Origin of the sequence: Mycolicibacterium boenickei, from assembly GCF_010731295.1 — a bacterium.
Classification (GTDB): domain Bacteria; phylum Actinomycetota; class Actinomycetes; order Mycobacteriales; family Mycobacteriaceae; genus Mycobacterium; species Mycobacterium boenickei.
In genome coordinates this window covers 6,348,055-6,362,522 of sequence record NZ_AP022579.1, presented here as the reverse complement: position 1 = coordinate 6,362,522, position 14,468 = coordinate 6,348,055, and the positions used below count along the sequence as shown (strand labels likewise).

The 14,468-nt window shown below is 67.2% G+C and carries 17 protein-coding genes; 8 read left to right on the top strand and 9 right to left on the bottom strand.

All coding sequences use genetic code 11. The features are described from left to right. The first annotated feature begins 79 nt into the window (after positions 1-79). Positions 80-1,201, top strand: coding sequence for a DmpA family aminopeptidase (locus G6N57_RS30450; protein WP_077742136.1), 1,122 nt, complete (start codon positions 80-82; stop codon positions 1,199-1,201). On the opposite strand, the gene G6N57_RS30445 is transcribed toward G6N57_RS30450, so the two are convergent. From G6N57_RS30445 to G6N57_RS30405, 9 genes are all read right to left on the bottom strand, one after another. After that, a complete protein-coding gene (locus G6N57_RS30445; protein ID WP_234815555.1) occupies positions 1,195-1,545 on the bottom strand; it encodes a hypothetical protein in 351 nt (116 codons plus the stop codon). The two genes, G6N57_RS30450 and G6N57_RS30445, sit on opposite strands and share 7 nt — an antisense overlap. Positions 1,546-1,616: 71 nt before the next feature. Continuing rightward, the gene (locus tag G6N57_RS30440) at positions 1,617-2,222 is read right to left on the bottom strand and encodes a dTDP-4-dehydrorhamnose 3,5-epimerase family protein (RefSeq protein ID WP_077742134.1); all 606 of its coding nucleotides are present in this window, start codon (positions 2,220-2,222) and stop codon (positions 1,617-1,619) included. Beyond that, entirely contained in the window at positions 2,219-3,214 is a 996-nt protein-coding gene (rfbB, locus tag G6N57_RS30435) for a dTDP-glucose 4,6-dehydratase (protein WP_077742133.1), read from the bottom strand. Before rfbB ends, G6N57_RS30440 begins: the two co-directional genes overlap by 4 nt. Before the next feature lie 25 nt (positions 3,215-3,239). Then, positions 3,240-4,091: an LLM class F420-dependent oxidoreductase gene (locus tag G6N57_RS30430; protein ID WP_077742132.1), complete on the bottom strand. Its 852-nt coding sequence runs from the start codon at positions 4,089-4,091 to the stop codon at positions 3,240-3,242. 24 nt (positions 4,092-4,115) lie between these two features. Beyond that, a complete protein-coding gene (locus tag G6N57_RS30425; RefSeq protein WP_077742131.1) occupies positions 4,116-4,979 on the bottom strand; it encodes an LLM class F420-dependent oxidoreductase in 864 nt (287 codons plus the stop codon). Positions 4,980-5,048: 69 nt separating this feature from the next. Next, on the bottom strand, positions 5,049-6,545 hold the full coding sequence (locus tag G6N57_RS30420) for an ATP-binding protein (RefSeq protein WP_077742130.1): 1,497 nt from the start codon (positions 6,543-6,545) through the stop codon (positions 5,049-5,051). A 13-nt stretch (positions 6,546-6,558) separates the two neighbouring features. Next, positions 6,559-8,250, bottom strand: coding sequence for an NAD(P)/FAD-dependent oxidoreductase (locus G6N57_RS30415; protein ID WP_077742129.1), 1,692 nt, complete (start codon positions 8,248-8,250; stop codon positions 6,559-6,561). Positions 8,251-8,286: 36 nt separating this feature from the next. After that, positions 8,287-9,816 (bottom strand): flotillin family protein, encoded by a 1,530-nt coding sequence (locus G6N57_RS30410; RefSeq protein ID WP_077742128.1) that lies wholly within the window; start codon positions 9,814-9,816, stop codon positions 8,287-8,289. Positions 9,817-9,870: 54 nt separating this feature from the next. Beyond that, positions 9,871-10,365 (bottom strand): NfeD family membrane protein, encoded by a 495-nt coding sequence (locus G6N57_RS30405; protein WP_235652691.1) that lies wholly within the window; start codon positions 10,363-10,365, stop codon positions 9,871-9,873. Positions 10,366-10,694: 329 nt separating this feature from the next. On the opposite strand from G6N57_RS30405, the gene infA reads away from it, so the two are divergent. From infA to rplQ, 7 genes are all read left to right on the top strand, one after another. Continuing rightward, positions 10,695-10,916, top strand: coding sequence for a translation initiation factor IF-1 (gene infA, locus G6N57_RS30400; protein WP_003418601.1), 222 nt, complete (start codon positions 10,695-10,697; stop codon positions 10,914-10,916). A gap of 87 nt (positions 10,917-11,003) precedes the next feature. Further along, positions 11,004-11,117: a 50S ribosomal protein L36 gene (rpmJ, locus tag G6N57_RS30395; protein ID WP_003879483.1), complete on the top strand. Its 114-nt coding sequence runs from the start codon at positions 11,004-11,006 to the stop codon at positions 11,115-11,117. Positions 11,118-11,311: 194 nt separating this feature from the next. Next, positions 11,312-11,686 (top strand): 30S ribosomal protein S13, encoded by a 375-nt coding sequence (gene rpsM / locus G6N57_RS30390; protein ID WP_004571523.1) that lies wholly within the window; start codon positions 11,312-11,314, stop codon positions 11,684-11,686. Between the two features lie 5 nt (positions 11,687-11,691). After that, on the top strand, positions 11,692-12,105 hold the full coding sequence (rpsK, locus tag G6N57_RS30385) for a 30S ribosomal protein S11 (RefSeq protein WP_004571524.1): 414 nt from the start codon (positions 11,692-11,694) through the stop codon (positions 12,103-12,105). A 14-nt stretch (positions 12,106-12,119) separates the two neighbouring features. After that, positions 12,120-12,725, top strand: a complete 606-nt coding sequence (gene rpsD / locus G6N57_RS30380; RefSeq protein ID WP_036440999.1) for a 30S ribosomal protein S4 — start codon at positions 12,120-12,122, stop codon at positions 12,723-12,725. A 75-nt stretch (positions 12,726-12,800) separates the two neighbouring features. Next, positions 12,801-13,856 carry a DNA-directed RNA polymerase subunit alpha gene (locus G6N57_RS30375; RefSeq protein ID WP_077742127.1) on the top strand — a complete coding sequence of 352 codons (1,056 nt, stop codon included), beginning with the start codon at positions 12,801-12,803 and terminating at the stop codon, positions 13,854-13,856. A gap of 60 nt (positions 13,857-13,916) precedes the next feature. Then, a complete protein-coding gene (rplQ, locus tag G6N57_RS30370) occupies positions 13,917-14,462 on the top strand; it encodes a 50S ribosomal protein L17 (protein WP_077742126.1) in 546 nt (181 codons plus the stop codon). Positions 14,463-14,468: the final 6 nt, after the last annotated feature.

Genomic DNA, 14,468 nt, shown 5'->3' with positions numbered 1-14,468 from the left:
TCGGTTGACGCCGGTGGTTACCCACCGCCATTATTTTCCAATCCTGAAAAGAATCTCGCCACAACTTTCCGGAGGACGCATGCTGGACTGCTCCTCACGGCGGCCGCGTGCACGTGACATCGGCGTCGTGATCGGCGAGCACCCCACGGGCCCGAACAACGCCATCACCGACGTGGCCGGCGTGCGCGTCGGGCACACCACCATCCAGCGGCCCGGGCCCAACCCGGTCAACACCGGCGTCACCGTCGTCGTGCCCCACTCCGGGATCTTCACCGAGCCGGTGTTCGCCGGCGCGCACCGGCTCAACGGCAGCGGCGAACTCACCGGACTGGAGTGGATCCGCGAGTCCGGTGAACTCACCACACCCATCGGCCTGACCAACACGCACAGCGTCGGCGTCGTGCGGGACACGCTGGTCCAAGCCCAGGTGCAGGCCCGCGGCGACGGGCTGTACTGGTCGCTGCCGGTCGTGGGGGAGACCTACGACGGGCTGCTCAACGACATCAACGGCCACCATGTGCGCCCCGAACACGTCGCCGCGGCCCTGGCCGACGCCACCGACGGCCCGGTCGCCGAGGGCAACGTCGGCGGCGGGACCGGCATGATCTGCCACGGTTTCAAAGGCGGGATCGGAACCGCGTCCCGGGTCACCGAGACGGTGGCCGGGCCGTACACCGTCGGGGTGCTCGTACAGGCGAATCATGGCCGGCGGGAACGACTTCGGGTCAACGGCGTGCCCGTCGGGGAGATGGTGAGCCCCGAGCTGGTGCCGACCCCAGACCTTCCGATTCCCTATCCCGCGGGGTCCGGCTCGATCATCGTCGTGATCGCCACCGACGCGCCGTTGCTGCCGCATCAGTGCACCCGGCTCGCGCAACGCTCGGCCCTGGCCGTCGGCCGGGTCGGCGGAACAGGTGAGCAGTACAGCGGTGACCTGATGCTGGCCTTCTCCACCGGCAACCGCGGAATCCCGCCTTACGGGTGGGACGAGAACCCGGACGCCAACCGCCCCGAGATCGCGGTACGGATGGTGGCGCCACAGCTGATGACCCGGCTGTTCGACCTTGCCATCGAGGCCACCGAGGAAGCCATCGTCAACGCGTTGGTGGCGGCCGAGACCATGACCGGCCGGGGCGGGTTGACCGCTCATGCGCTTGATCACAAGCTGCTGCTCTCGGCGTTGGTGTTGGAAGGTCACTGACCGAGGTCGGCGGGCCCGCACGGCCGGGGTAGGAACAGGGACCAGCACATGTTCGGGGGCTGCCAGGGATACGGCGGCGGCGGGTTGTCCCCTTCCCACACAGTGGACGAGACGTTGCCCTGACCACGGTTGACGTAGTGGTAGCTGTGGCAGACGTTCCAGTCCCAGTTCGGCCGGGCATCCGCCGGCGAGTTGAACCCGCCGCCGTAACCGCCCGGTTCGTCACCCGGACACCACTGGTACGGGCCGGCGGCATGGGCCGCCGCCGTTCCGAGGGTCAGACCGGCCAGGGCCAGGCCGCCCGACACGAGCACCGTCGCCGCCAGTCGCAGAGTTCCGTTCATGGTGGCCATCGTCAACCCGCCCGGCAGGCCCCGTATGCAGTAGCGGACTACCTCAATTCAGCCCAGGGGATTCAGCCCCGCACCCTGGCGCGCAGCTCGTCGACGAACGCGCGGGTGTCCTCCCACGTGGGCAGCAGCCCCGCGGCACGCACCTGCTCCAGCGACGGGGCGCCCGCGTCACGCTCGGACAACACCGGCTCGCCCTCGATCGGCCAGTCGATCCCGAGACCGGTGGCCAGGATGGTGTGCTCCCGCTCCGGGTCGTATGGCGCCGAACACAGGTACATGACCGTCGAATCATCCTGCAGCGCAAGGAAAGCGTGGCCCAGCCCCTCGGACAGATAGACCGATCGCCGATTCTGGTCGTCGAGCAGAACCGAATCCCACTGTCCGAATGTCGGGGAGCCGACCCGGATGTCGACGACGACGTCGAGCACCGCGCCCCGCACGCACGTCACGTACTTGGCCTGGCTCGGCGGCAGTTCGGCGAAATGCACCCCGCGCAGCACCCCGGCCGCCGACACCGAGCAGTTGGCCTGCCGCAGGTCGAAGCGGTGCCCGGTCATCTCGGCGAAGCCGGCCTCGGAGAACCATTCGAAGAACAGCCCGCGCGCGTCGCCGTGCAGTTTGGGGGTGATTTCCCAGGCGCCCGGAACGCTCAGCTCGCGCGCGGTCACTGGCCGCGCTCCGAATACGCGTCTTCCACCTTGTTTTTCAGTGGGCCCCACCATGATTCGTTGTCGCGATACCAGTCGATGGTGGCTGCCAGGCCTTCGTCGAAATCGGTGTGTTCGGGCGCCCAGCCCAGTTCGTTGCGCAGGGTCGACGGATCGATGGCGTAGCGCAGGTCGTGGCCTTCCCGATCGGTGACGTGGTCGAAGTCGTCCGGGTCGAGGTCCATCAATCGCAGCAGGGTGCGCATGACGGTGAGATTGCTGCGCTCGCATTCGGCGCCGATCAGATACGTCTGGCCGATGCGGCCGTCGGTCAGGATCTGCCACACCGCGCGGTTGTGGTCGTCGACGTGGATCCAGTCGCGCACATTGGCGCCGGTGCCGTAGAGCTTGGGGCGCCTGCCGGTGAGGATATTGGTGATCTGGCGCGGGATGAACTTCTCCACGTGCTGGTAGGGGCCGTAGTTGTTGGAGCAGTTCGAGATCGTGGCGCGCACGCGATACGACCGCACCCAGGCCCGCACGAGCAGGTCCGCGGCGGCCTTGGTCGACGAGTACGGGCTCGACGGGTTGTACGGCGTGCCCTCGGTGAACCGGGCCGGATCGTCGAGCTCCAGATCGCCGTAGACCTCGTCGGTGGAGATGTGGTGCAGCCGGGCGCCGTGCGCGCGGACCGCTTCGAGCACCGTGAACGTGCCGATCACGTTGCTGTGCAGGAACGGTTCCGGATTCGCCAGGGCATTGTCGACGTGGGTTTCCGCGGCGAAGTGCACGACGGCGTCCGCCTCGCCGACCAACTGGTTCACCAGGCCTGCGTCGGCGACGTCGCCCTGCACCAGCCGAATCTGGCCGTCGACGGACGCCAGCGATTCCCGGCTGCCCGCGTACGTCATGGCATCGAGCACGGTCACCGACGTGGTCAACGCCTCCTTGACGGCGAGGCGCACGAAGTTCGCGCCGATGAATCCGGCGCCGCCGGTGACCAGTAGCCGCATGGGCCAACCCTAACTGGCCGCGGCGTCAGCCTTTCAGACCCAGCGGCCCGGCCAATTCGGTCAAGGTCGGGATCAGCTTGTCCGGACCGCCGAGGACCTGGATCGCGACGTGGTCGGCCCCGTTGGCGACGTGCTGTTGCAGCCGCGCGGCGATCGACTCGGCGGTCCCGTGTGCGACGACCGCATCGATCAGCTTGTCGCTACCCGGCTTGGCGATGTCGTCCTCGGTGAAACCGAGCCGGCGCCAGTTGTTCAGGTAGTTGCTCAGGTTCAGATAGAAGTCGACCGTCTCGCGTCCGATCGCGCGGGCTGCCGCGCCGTCGGTGCTCAGCACCACCTTGTGCTCGGGGGCCAGGAACACCGCCTCGCCCAGCACGTCTCGGGCATGTGCGGTGTGCTCGGGTGTCGTGAGGTAGGGGTGCGCGCCGGCGCTGCGTTGCGCCGAGAGCTTGAGCACCTTGTCGCCCAGCGCGGCGATCACCAGCCGGCTGGTCGGCACCTTGGCCGCGTCCAGGGCATCGACGTACTCCACCAGGGCCTCGTACGGCTTGCGGTATTCGCCGGTGTGCTCGGGATGGCCCACGCCGACGCCGAGCAGGAAACGGCCGGGGTGGGCTGCTTCGATGCGATGAAATGATTCGGCGACCGCATCGGCGTCGGCCGTCCAGATGTTGACGATGCCGGTGGCCAGCTGAAGTGACTGGGTGCGCTCCAGGATGGGCTCGGCGAACGCGAGATCCGCGGCCGGGGAGCCGCCGACCCACAGTGCGCCGTAGCCCAACTGCTCGATCTCGGCCGCCTGCTCGGGCTGCACCGCCCCGAACGTCCACACCCCGTAGCGACCCAGATCGGGCTTGAGCGAAAGTGATTCGGTCATCTGTGAGTCCTTGTCTATGGTCCTCTAGGCCAGGCCGAGCGGCCCGGCGAGTTCGGCCAGTGCGGGTACCAGTTTGTCCGGCGAGGTCAGGACTTGTACAGGCACGTGGTCGGCGCCGGCGTCGCGATGCTGCCGCAGCCGCGCGGCCACCTCGTCCACCGTGCCATGCGCGACGACGGAGTCGATGAACCGGTCGCTGCCCGGTTTGGTCAGGTCCTCGTCGGTGAAGCCGAGACGCTTGAAGTTGTTGAGGTAGTTGCTCAGACCGAGATAGATGTCGAGCGCCTTCCGGCCGATCGACCGGGCCTTCTCTGCGTCGGTGGTGAGCACCGCCTTGTGCTCGGGAGCCAGGAACGCGTCGGGCCCGATCAGTTCGCGGGCCTGCGCGGTGTGTTCCGGGGTGGTCAGGTACGGGTGCGCACCCGCCGAACGGTCCGCCGAGAGTTGCAGCACCTTCGGGCCGAGAGCGGCGACGACCCTGCGGTGTTCGGGCACGCCGTACTCGTCGAGCTTGTCCAGGTATTCGGCGAGCGCGTCGAGCGGCTTGCGGTACTCGTCGATGGCCTCGCGGTGGCCGACGCCGATGCCCAGCAGGAACCGGCCAGGATAGGCGGCCTCGATGCGGTGGAACGATTCGGCCACCGGGCCGGCCGCCGCGCTCCAGATGTTCACGATGCCGGTGGCCAGCTGCAAGGTGGTGGTGGCGGCCAGGATCGGATCGATCCATTCCAGCTCGGCGGGCGGCGAGCCGCCCGCCCAGATCGCGCCGTAGCCCAGCCCTTCGATATCGCGCAGCTGCTGCGGCGACAGTTGCTGGAACTGCGAATAGTGGCCGAACGCGCCGTATGCACCGAGATCGGGCCTGGCGCCCGCTGTGGTCTGGGTCATGAACGTCTCAACCGGGACCCGTGCAGGACCTATTCCGGGGAAATCACGGTGATTCTGGATCTGGCCGGGCTACTCCGACGCTTGAGCCGCCTCTGCCTCCGCGGCAGGTGTCTCCGGCGCGGGTGCCTGCAGCGGCAGCAGCACGATGAACCGGGTGTCGCCGGGCTTGGACTGCACCCGCAGATCCCCGTGATGCTTTTCCACCACGATGCGCCAGGCCAGATCCAGGCCGAGGCCGGTGCCCTGACCGAACGGTTTGGTGGTGAAGAACGGTGTGAAGATCCGGCTGATGTCCTCGGCGGGGATGCCAGGGCCGTCGTCGCAGATCTCCACCCGGATCATCTCGTCGGTCTCGCGGCAGGTGCGCAGGGTCAGCGTGCCGTGGCCGTCCATCGCCTGGATGGCGTTGTCGATGATGTTGGTCCACACCTGGTTGAGATCGCCCGGGTAGCAATGCAATTCGGGCAGTGACTTGTCCAGGTCCTTGCACAGGCTGACCGGTTTGTCCTTGCCGATCTTGTCGCCGAACATCATCAGCGTGCTGCGCAGCAGTTCGTGGACGTCGGCGCTCTGATAGTCCCCGCGGTCCATCTGCGAGTACTGCTTGGCGCCGGCCAGCAGTGCCGAGATCCGCCGGCTCGCCTCGGCGATCTCGTTCATCCGCAGCTCGGTGTCGATCGTGTACTTCAGCCAGCCAAGGGCCGCCTGCAGGGTGGCCGAGGCCTCCCCGTCCTTGAGCGCGTCGTCGACCGACGCCGAGATGCGCTCCAGCCAGTCGATGTCGAGGCCGGCTTCGACGAACGTCGGGGCGTAGTCCCACGCGTACGTTATGTCGTGGTTCTCGAGCCAGTCGCCCATCTCGTCCTCGCGGTCGGATGTTTCCAGCGCGGTGAGCTCCAGCCCCTTGTTCTTGGCGACCTGCTCGGCGACCTCGTCCTGGATCGTCACGAGCATCCGCAGGGCCTGCGGGGTGAACTTGCCGTCGGCCAGCATCGCCAGCTTGTGGCGCATCTTGCCGACGCCTTCGCGCAGGTCGGCCACCGCGCGGGCGGTGGCCGCGGCCGGATTGTTGAGCTGATGGGTCAGCCCCGCGGTGATGTTGCCGAGGGCCAGCAGCTTCTCGCGCTGACCGATGATCTGGCTCTGGCGCCTGCCGCCGACCTTGTGGCCCTCCAGCAGGTGCACGGCCATCGGGAACTGAGACTGCATGAACCCGGCGAACGCGTTGGCGTCCAGCACGAACACCCGTGACGGTTTCGTCAGCCGCACCGACGCCTCGTAGATGTGCTCCTCACCGGGGATGTAGGCCGACCAGGCGCCGAAGTACACGCCGCGCATCGAGGTGCGGTTGGTCTGGATGTCGACGCCGCCGGAGCGCTTCGACATCACCAACTCGCCGTCGAGCATCACGTAGAAGCACGTGGCCGGATCGCCCTCGGTGACGATCGGGCCTGCCGGAAATCTCTCGATGCTGCCGGCCTGACACAACGTGTCGAGTTGCGGGTCGGACAAGTGCTCGAACAGGAACAGCGTCCGCAATTCGTCCCGCACGCACGTCTCGCCCATCTTCAGCTGCTCCTCACGCTTCGGCCAGGTACCGGTGCACGAGCATCACGGCCATCGACCCTTCGCCGACGGCGGCAGCCACCCGTTTGGCGGACTCGGCACGCACATCCCCTGCAACAAACACACCGGGCACACTTGTTTCCAGGTGGTGCGGCGGACGTTCCAGGCCCCAGCCGCACACGTCGCGCAGATCCGGTCCGGCCAGGATGAATCCGTGGTCGTCGCGGGCCACCACACCGTCGAGCCACTCGGTGCGCGGCGTGGCTCCGATGAAGCAGCACAGGCGCGTCGCGCGCACTTCCTCGTGCTCGCCGGTCTGCCGGTTCACCAGCTCCAGGCCGACCAGGTGGTCGTCCTCTCCGATGGCGCTGACCACCTCGGTGCAGGTGCGCACGAAGATGTTGGGTGTCTGTTCGATCTGCTGGATCAGGTAGTACGACATCGAGGCTTCCAGCGACGGGCCGCGCACCAGCAGCGTCACGGACTTGGCCTCACGCGACATGAACATCGCGGCCTGCCCGGCCGAGTTGGCGCCGCCCACGATGTACACGTCCTCGCCGCGACATTCGGACGCGTCCGACACCGATGCGCCGTAGTACACGCCGCGGCCGACGTAGTTGTTCGGATTGTCGGGGTCTGCCCAGCATCCCGGAACCGGGAGCTGGCGGTACTCGACGCCGGTGGCCAGGATGACCGCGCGGGCACCGATGGTCTCGCCGTCGGCGAAGGTGATGGTGCGGGCGGCACCCGCGACGTCGAGGGCGACGGCTTCGCGGGTGGTGATCACCTCGGCGCCGAACCGCTCGGCCTGTCGCCGGGCCGAGGTGGCCAGCTCGGCCCCCGACACTCCGGTCGGGAAGCCCAGGTAGTTCTCGATCCGCGAACTGCGACCGGCCTGCCCGCCGGTGGTGGTGCCCTCGATCAGCACCGTCCGCAGCCCCTCGGAGGCCCCGTACACCGCGGCGGCCAGACCTGCCGGTCCGCCGCCGATCACCGCGAGGTCATACATCGTCAGCGACGGGGTGGTCGACAATCCCAGCATGTCGGCCAGCTCGCCGTCACTGGGTTCGACCAGCGTCTCGCCACCCTCGGTGATCACCACCGGCAGCTGCAGGCCGTCGAGGCCCGCGGCGTCCAGAAGCTGACGGCCCATGGGCTCGTCGGTGGTGAACGCGCGGAACGTGTGCTGGTTGCGGGCCAGGAACTGGCGCACCTCCCAGGACCGCGAACTCCACTGATGTCCGATCACCTTGGTGTGCGGGATGGCCCGGTCACCGACGGCGTGCCAGGCCTCCAGCAGCCCGTCGACCACCGGGTAGAGCTTCTCCTCGGGCGGATCCCACGGCTTGAGCAGGTAGTGGTCGAGGTCGACGACGTTGATGGCGTCGATGGCCGCGGTGGTGTCGGCGTACGCCGTCAGCAGCACCCGCCGGGCCATGGGGTAGAGGTCCATGGCCGATTCGAGGAACTCGATGCCGCTCATCTGCGGCATCCGGTAGTCGGCGACGAACACCGCGACGGTGTCGCCGCGCAGCTTCAGCTCGTTGAGGGTTTCGAGGGCGTCCGGGCCGGATTCGGCACGCACGATTCGGTAGCGCTCGCCGTAGTGGCGGCGCAGATCCCGGGCGACGGCGCGCGACACCGCGGGATCGTCGTCGACGGTCAGGATTACGGGTTTACGGGGCTGGGAGGCGGGGCCAGTCATCGCCACCAATTATGCGCCCCGCCGCCAGCAGTTTTCTCAGCTCGGGTGCTGGCTGTCCCCATTGGTCGCATTGGAGCCCTGAAGCATGGATGCCACATCGATACCGGAGGCCTTCAGCGACTCCAGAATGTTGGCCACCGCCAGCGGGCTGATGCCGAGCAGGCCGCCCACCGCGCCCTGGGTGTCGTTCGCCCCGCCGATGATCGACAGCCGGTCGATCTCGGCGAGCGGGGCGGCCGCCGCCTCGGTCGCCTTGACCACGGAAGCCAGCACGTCGGGCAGCATCAGCAGGCGCGCCGCCTCGGCCGAGTAGCCGTTGAGCGCCGCGGCGATCTCTTTCTTGCCGTTCGCCTCGGCCAGCAGCTTGGCCTCGATGCCGGCGGCCTCGGCCTGCTGCTCGACGCGCAGGGCATCGGCCAGCTCCTTCTTGCCTGCGGCCTCGGCGACCAGTTTGGCCTGCAAGCTGTCGGCCTCGGCCTGCTTCTCGACCCGCAGCGCGTCAGCGGCGGCCTTACGGGCGTCGGCCTCGGCCTGGCCCTTGCGCCGCTCGGTCTCGGCCGCGGCCTCGGCGGCCAGGATCGACGACTGGCGCTGGCCCTCGGCGATCGCGACGTCGGCCTGTCGTTTCGCCTCGGCGGGCGCGATCACGTCGGCCTGCAGCGCGGCCTGTGCCTGCTCGGCGCGGCGCTGCTCCACCTCGATGCGGGCCTGCACGCGGGCCGCCTCGGCCTGTTCGATCGCGATGCCGACGTCCTTCTGGGCGCGGGCATTGGCCAGCGGTCCGGCCTGGTCGGCCTGGGCGTTCTCGGCCTCGGTCTGCGCGCGCAGGCGGGCCAGCTCGACGTCGCGCTTCTGGTTGGCGGTGGCGATCGCGGTGTCGGCCTCGGCCTGCGCGATCGATCCCTCCTGGCGGGCCTTGGCCGACTGGATCTGGGCGTCACGTTCTGCCTCGGCGGTGCCGACCGTCGCGTCGCGCTTGACCTCGGCGATGCGGCGCTGGCCGAGCGACTTCAGGTAGTCGTTGGCATCGGAGATGCCGGCGATCTTGAGGACGTCGACCTCCATGCCGATGCGGGCCAGGTCGCCGCCGGCCTCCTCGACCACACTGCGGGCCAGGCTGTCGCGGTTGGAGTTGAGGTCCTCGACCGTCATGGTCGCCGTGATGCCGCGCAGGCTGCCGGCCAGGATCTCGTTGATCTGCCGCTGCAACTCGTTGAGGTCGGAGGTCAGGAAGCGCTGCACCGCGGTCTGCACGGCCTCGTCAGCCGAGCCGATGCGGACCAGGCCGACGGCCTCGACGTTGACCGGCACCCCGTTGTTGGACAGCGCGTTCTGCAGGTTGATGCTGACGTTGAACGGTTCCAGGCTCATGATGTCGACCCGTTCGATGCCGGGCATCCGGAACCGGGCCCCGCCACGCACCACCTTGGGTGTGCCGCGGCCGGTGAACACCGCCACCTCGTTGGGCGGGACCTTGATGTAGTTCTTGACGTACACCATCGGCAGCACCACCAGGATCAGGATGGCGGCGATGGCAGCGAGGACGACGATGAGCAGCAGGGACACGGTGGTGCCTTTCTGAAGGTTCGGGTGCTCGGGTACTCAGGTTTCTGGGACGGCTCAGGTCTCTGGAACTGCGACGACATGGACGAAGTCCGGGTCGATGTCGGCGATGTAGACGCGGGTGGCCTTCGGCAGCGCCGCGGCCTCGTCGCTCTTGGCGCGGGAGAAGACCCGGTTGCCGTCGGGGTCGACGAAGGAGACCTCGCCCCAGCCGCCCGGCGGGACCTCGAGGGTGACGGTGCCGAGCAGACCGACGTAGGAGGACCGGCTCCGGTGGGAGTTGGACTGCTGGCGACGCATGTAGGGCAGCAGCAGGCCGTTGAGGGCGAACACCAGCACGATGGCGCAGGCGGCGGCCAGGCCGGCGGCCCACATGGCGCCCATCCCGAACCAGGTGCCGACCAGGCCCCCGGTTCCGGCGCCGAGCAGGGCCACCGACAGGCTGGTCAGACTCAGGAACGGCATGCCGTCCCCGTGCCCGACATCGGCGAGCAGGAGGGCGGCCAGTACGGCGATGCCGCCGACGACGAACGCGGCCAGGTACACAGCCATCACGTGCTGGTGGTCTCCGTTCTCGGAGCGCGGATCGGTCCGTACCATTGTCGCTTGATCCCGGCCTGTGCCGCGCACCAATCTTCGGCGTACGGTCGGGCGGCCGGACCTGTTCAGCCGTGATTTTGGCGCAGGCCGTTGAGCGGGTATTGTGGACCAACGGTGCGGCTATCGTGCCGACTTTTTGCGTGCCCCGTCTTGGAACTGCTGAATTTCTGCAATTTCGTCTGGATCCGGCTCACGTCTTGAAGTTGGTCGCCGGCAGCATCACGACGGGCTGCATTGCGACTAATGAAGCTACGAAACGAAAGCAAGGATCGCCGAACAGCATGGCCAAGAAAGACGGTGCCATCGAGGTCGAGGGTCGCGTGGTCGAACCTCTGCCCAATGCGATGTTTCGCATTGAGCTGGAGAACGGACACAAGGTCCTGGCCCACATCAGCGGCAAGATGCGGCAGCACTACATCCGCATCCTGCCCGAGGACCGGGTAGTGGTGGAGCTCTCTCCCTACGACCTGTCCCGGGGCCGCATCGTGTACCGGTACAAGTGACCCGATAGAAGCCCGACCAGTAACGACGAGAACCGGTGACGTGCGTACGTGCGCGTCACCAACAGAGCCAGAAGGATCGAAAAAGCCGTGAAGGTGAACCCGAGCGTCAAGCCCATCTGCGATAAGTGCAGGGTGATCCGCCGGCATGGGCGGGTCATGGTGATCTGCAGCGATCCGCGCCACAAGCAGCGCCAGGGCTGAGCATCCGTCTTCGGACGGATCGCAACAACTGAATGATGAACTCCCAGCACCACTGAACGGATAGGCCGTTCACCCGAGATGCGAGCGAAAGCGAGTATCCACGTCCGGTACGGAGGCCGGACCCCTCAGAGCCCTTAGGGGCTGGTGGGAACGGGCTGGGACCAGACCTCCGCAGAGAAAAAGGAAACCGCCACATGGCACGGCTCGTGGGCGTTGATCTTCCGCGCGACAAGCGCATGGAGATCGCGCTGACCTACATCTACGGCATCGGCCGTACCCGTTCGAACGAGATTCTCGCCGCGACGGGCATCGACAAGAACATGCGCACCAAGGACCTGACCGACGATCAGGTGACCGTGCTGCGCGACTACATCGAAGGCAACCTCAAGGTTGAGGGTGACCTGCGCCGCGAGGTGCAGGCCGACATTCGCCGGAAGATCGAGATCGGCTGCTACCAGGGCCTGCGGCACCGCCGTGGCCTGCCGGTGCGCGGCCAGCGGACCAAGACCAACGCGCGTACCCGCAAGGGCCCCAAGCGCACCATCGCCGGCAAGAAGAAGGCTAGGTAACCCCGATGGCACCACCGAAGAAGGCCGCGGGCGCCAAGCGCGGTAAGACCACCCGTCGCCGGGAAAAGAAGAACGTCCCGCACGGCGCCGCTCACATCAAGAGCACGTTCAACAACACCATCGTCTCGATCACCGATCCCCAGGGCAACGTCATCGCCTGGGCGTCGTCGGGTCATGTCGGCTTCAAGGGTTCGCGTAAGTCGACCCCGTTCGCCGCACAGCTGGCCGCCGAGAACGCTGCCCGCAAGGCGCAGGAGCACGGTGTCAAGAAGGTCGACGTGTTCGTGAAGGGTCCGGGTTCGGGCCGCGAGACCGCCATCCGCTCGCTGCAGGCCGCCGGCCTCGAGGTGGGCGCGATTTCCGACGTCACTCCGCAGCCGCACAACGGCTGCCGTCCGCCCAAGCGGCGCCGGGTCTAGGGAGGATCTAGAAAATGGCACGTTACACCGGCCCCGCCACCCGCAAGTCGCGTCGTCTCGGCGTCGACCTGGTCGGCGGCGATCAGTCGTTCGAGAAGCGCCCCTACCCGCCCGGTCAGCATGGCCGTGCGCGGATCAAGGAGAGCGAATACCGCACTCAGCTGCAGGAGAAGCAGAAGGCTCGCTTCACCTACGGCGTGCTGGAGAAGCAGTTCCGCAAGTACTACGAAGAGGCCAACCGCCAGTCGGGTAAGACCGGCGAGAACCTGCTCCAGATCCTGGAGAGCCGTCTGGACAACGTGGTGTACCGCGCCGGCCTGGCGCGCACCCGCCGGATGGCCCGCCAGCTGGTCAGCCACGGCCACTTCACCGTCAACGGTGTCAAGGTGAACATCCCGAGCTACCGGGTGTCGCAGTACGACATCATCGACGTCAAGGAGAAGTCGCTCAACACCCTGCCGTTCGAGGTTGCTCGGCAGACCGCGGGTGAGCGCCCGATCCCGTCGTGGCTGCAGGTCGTCGGGGAGCGTCAGCGCATCCTCGTGCACCAGCTGCCGGAGCGCGCCCAGATCCAGGTGCCGCTCACCGAACAGCTCATCGTCGAGTTCTACTCGAAGTAATGACTTACCGGTCATCCGACCGGTAGGTACCCAGACGGCATCAAATAGCGGGTGCCGAGAAGGAGAAGAAACACCATGCTGATCTCTCAGCGACCCACACTGGCCGAGGAAACCCTCGCCGACAACCGCTCCAAGTTCGTCATCGAGCCCCTGGAGCCCGGTTTCGGTTACACGCTGGGTAACTCGCTGCGGCGCACGCTGCTGTCGTCCATCCCGGGCGCAGCGGTCACGAGCATCCGCATCGATGGTGTGCTGCACGAGTTCACCACCGTCCCCGGGGTGAAGGAAGACGTCACCGACATCATCCTGAACCTCAAGGGTCTGGTCGTGTCCTCCGAAGAGGATGAGCCCGTCACCATGTACCTGCGCAAGCAGGGCCCGGGTGCGGTCACCGCAGGCGACATCGTTCCGCCGGCCGGCGTGACCGTGCACAACCCGGACATGCACATCGCGACGCTGAACGACAAGGGCAAGCTGGAGGTCGAGCTCGTCGTCGAGCGTGGCCGTGGCTACGTTCCCGCCGTCCAGAACAAGGCCTCGGGTGCCGAGATCGGCCGTATCCCGGTCGATTCCATCTACAGCCCCGTGCTGAAGGTGACCTACAAGGTCGAGGCCACCCGCGTCGAGCAGCGCACCGACTTCGACAAGCTGATCCTCGATGTCGAGACCAAGAACTCGATCAGCCCGCGCGACGCCCTGGCGTCGGCCGGCAAGACCCTGGTCGAACTGTTCGGTCTGGCACGGGAACTCAACGTCGAGGCCGAGGGCATCGAGATCGGCCCGTCGCCGGCCGAGGCAGACCACATCGCCAGCTTCGCGCTGCCGATCGACGATCTGGACCTGACCGTCCGTTCGTACAACTGCCTCAAGCGCGAGGGTGTGCACACGGTGGGCGAGCTCGTCGCCCGCACGGAGTCCGACCTGCTGGACATCCGTAACTTCGGCCAGAAGTCCATCGACGAGGTGAAGATCAAGCTGCACCAGCTGGGTCTCTCGCTCAAGGACAGCCCGGCCACGTTCGATCCGTCCGAGGTCGCCGGCTACGACGCCGCTACCGGTACCTGGACCGCGGACGCCGGTGGTTACGACCTGGACGACAACCAGGACTACGCCGAGACCGAGCAGCTCTAAAGAATTACCGTCCCGGTCCTACCTGATACGGGGACCGGCCCCATTTAGGAGATAGTCGCAATGCCCAAGCCCACCAAGGGTGCTCGCCTCGGCGGGTCGTCCTCACACCAGAAGGCGATCCTGGCCAACCTGGCCACGTCGTTGTTCGAGCACGGTCGCATCAAGACGACCGAGCCGAAGGCCCGGGCGTTGCGTCCGTACGCCGAGAAGCTGATCACCCACGCCAAGAAGGGTGAGCTGCACAACCGGCGCGAGGTGATGAAGAAGATCCGCGACAAGGACGTCGTGCACGTCCTGTTCGCCGAGATCGGCCCCTTCTTCGCCGATCGCGAGGGTGGCTACACCCGCATCATCAAGGTCGAGAACCGTAAGGGCGACAACGCTCCCATGGCGGTCATCGAGCTGGTGCGGGAGAAGACGGTGACCTCCGAGGCGGACCGCGCACGTCGCGCTGCCGCCGCGCAGGCCAAGGCCGCCGAGGCCGAGGCTCCCAAGGCCGAAGAGGCCGAGGAGACCCCGGTCGCCGAGGTCGAGGCCGAGGACGCCGCCATCGCCGACGCCGAGACAGCTGAGGCTGCGGCTGAGGATGACGCTGCCAAGTCGTAGTGACAA

Coding starts and splice junctions, on each gene's coding strand:
- rpsK (WP_004571524.1), top strand. CDS start 11,692: ATGGCACCACCGAAGAAGGCCGCGGGCGCCAAGCGCGGTAAGACCACC.
- infA (WP_003418601.1), top strand. CDS start 10,695: ATGGCCAAGAAAGACGGTGCCATCGAGGTCGAGGGTCGCGTGGTCGAA.
- G6N57_RS30420 (WP_077742130.1), bottom strand. CDS start 6,545: ATGGGCGAGACGTGCGTGCGGGACGAATTGCGGACGCTGTTCCTGTTC.
- G6N57_RS30430 (WP_077742132.1), bottom strand. CDS start 4,091: ATGACCGAATCACTTTCGCTCAAGCCCGATCTGGGTCGCTACGGGGTG.
- G6N57_RS30445 (WP_234815555.1), bottom strand. CDS start 1,545: ATGAACGGAACTCTGCGACTGGCGGCGACGGTGCTCGTGTCGGGCGGC.
- rpsM (WP_004571523.1), top strand. CDS start 11,312: ATGGCACGGCTCGTGGGCGTTGATCTTCCGCGCGACAAGCGCATGGAG.
- G6N57_RS30450 (WP_077742136.1), top strand. CDS start 80: ATGCTGGACTGCTCCTCACGGCGGCCGCGTGCACGTGACATCGGCGTC.
- rpsD (WP_036440999.1), top strand. CDS start 12,120: ATGGCACGTTACACCGGCCCCGCCACCCGCAAGTCGCGTCGTCTCGGC.
- rfbB (WP_077742133.1), bottom strand. CDS start 3,214: ATGCGGCTACTGGTCACCGGCGGCGCCGGATTCATCGGCGCGAACTTC.
- G6N57_RS30405 (WP_235652691.1), bottom strand. CDS start 10,365: ATGGCTGTGTACCTGGCCGCGTTCGTCGTCGGCGGCATCGCCGTACTG.
- G6N57_RS30415 (WP_077742129.1), bottom strand. CDS start 8,250: ATGACTGGCCCCGCCTCCCAGCCCCGTAAACCCGTAATCCTGACCGTC.
- G6N57_RS30425 (WP_077742131.1), bottom strand. CDS start 4,979: ATGACCCAGACCACAGCGGGCGCCAGGCCCGATCTCGGTGCATACGGC.
- rplQ (WP_077742126.1), top strand. CDS start 13,917: ATGCCCAAGCCCACCAAGGGTGCTCGCCTCGGCGGGTCGTCCTCACAC.
- G6N57_RS30375 (WP_077742127.1), top strand. CDS start 12,801: ATGCTGATCTCTCAGCGACCCACACTGGCCGAGGAAACCCTCGCCGAC.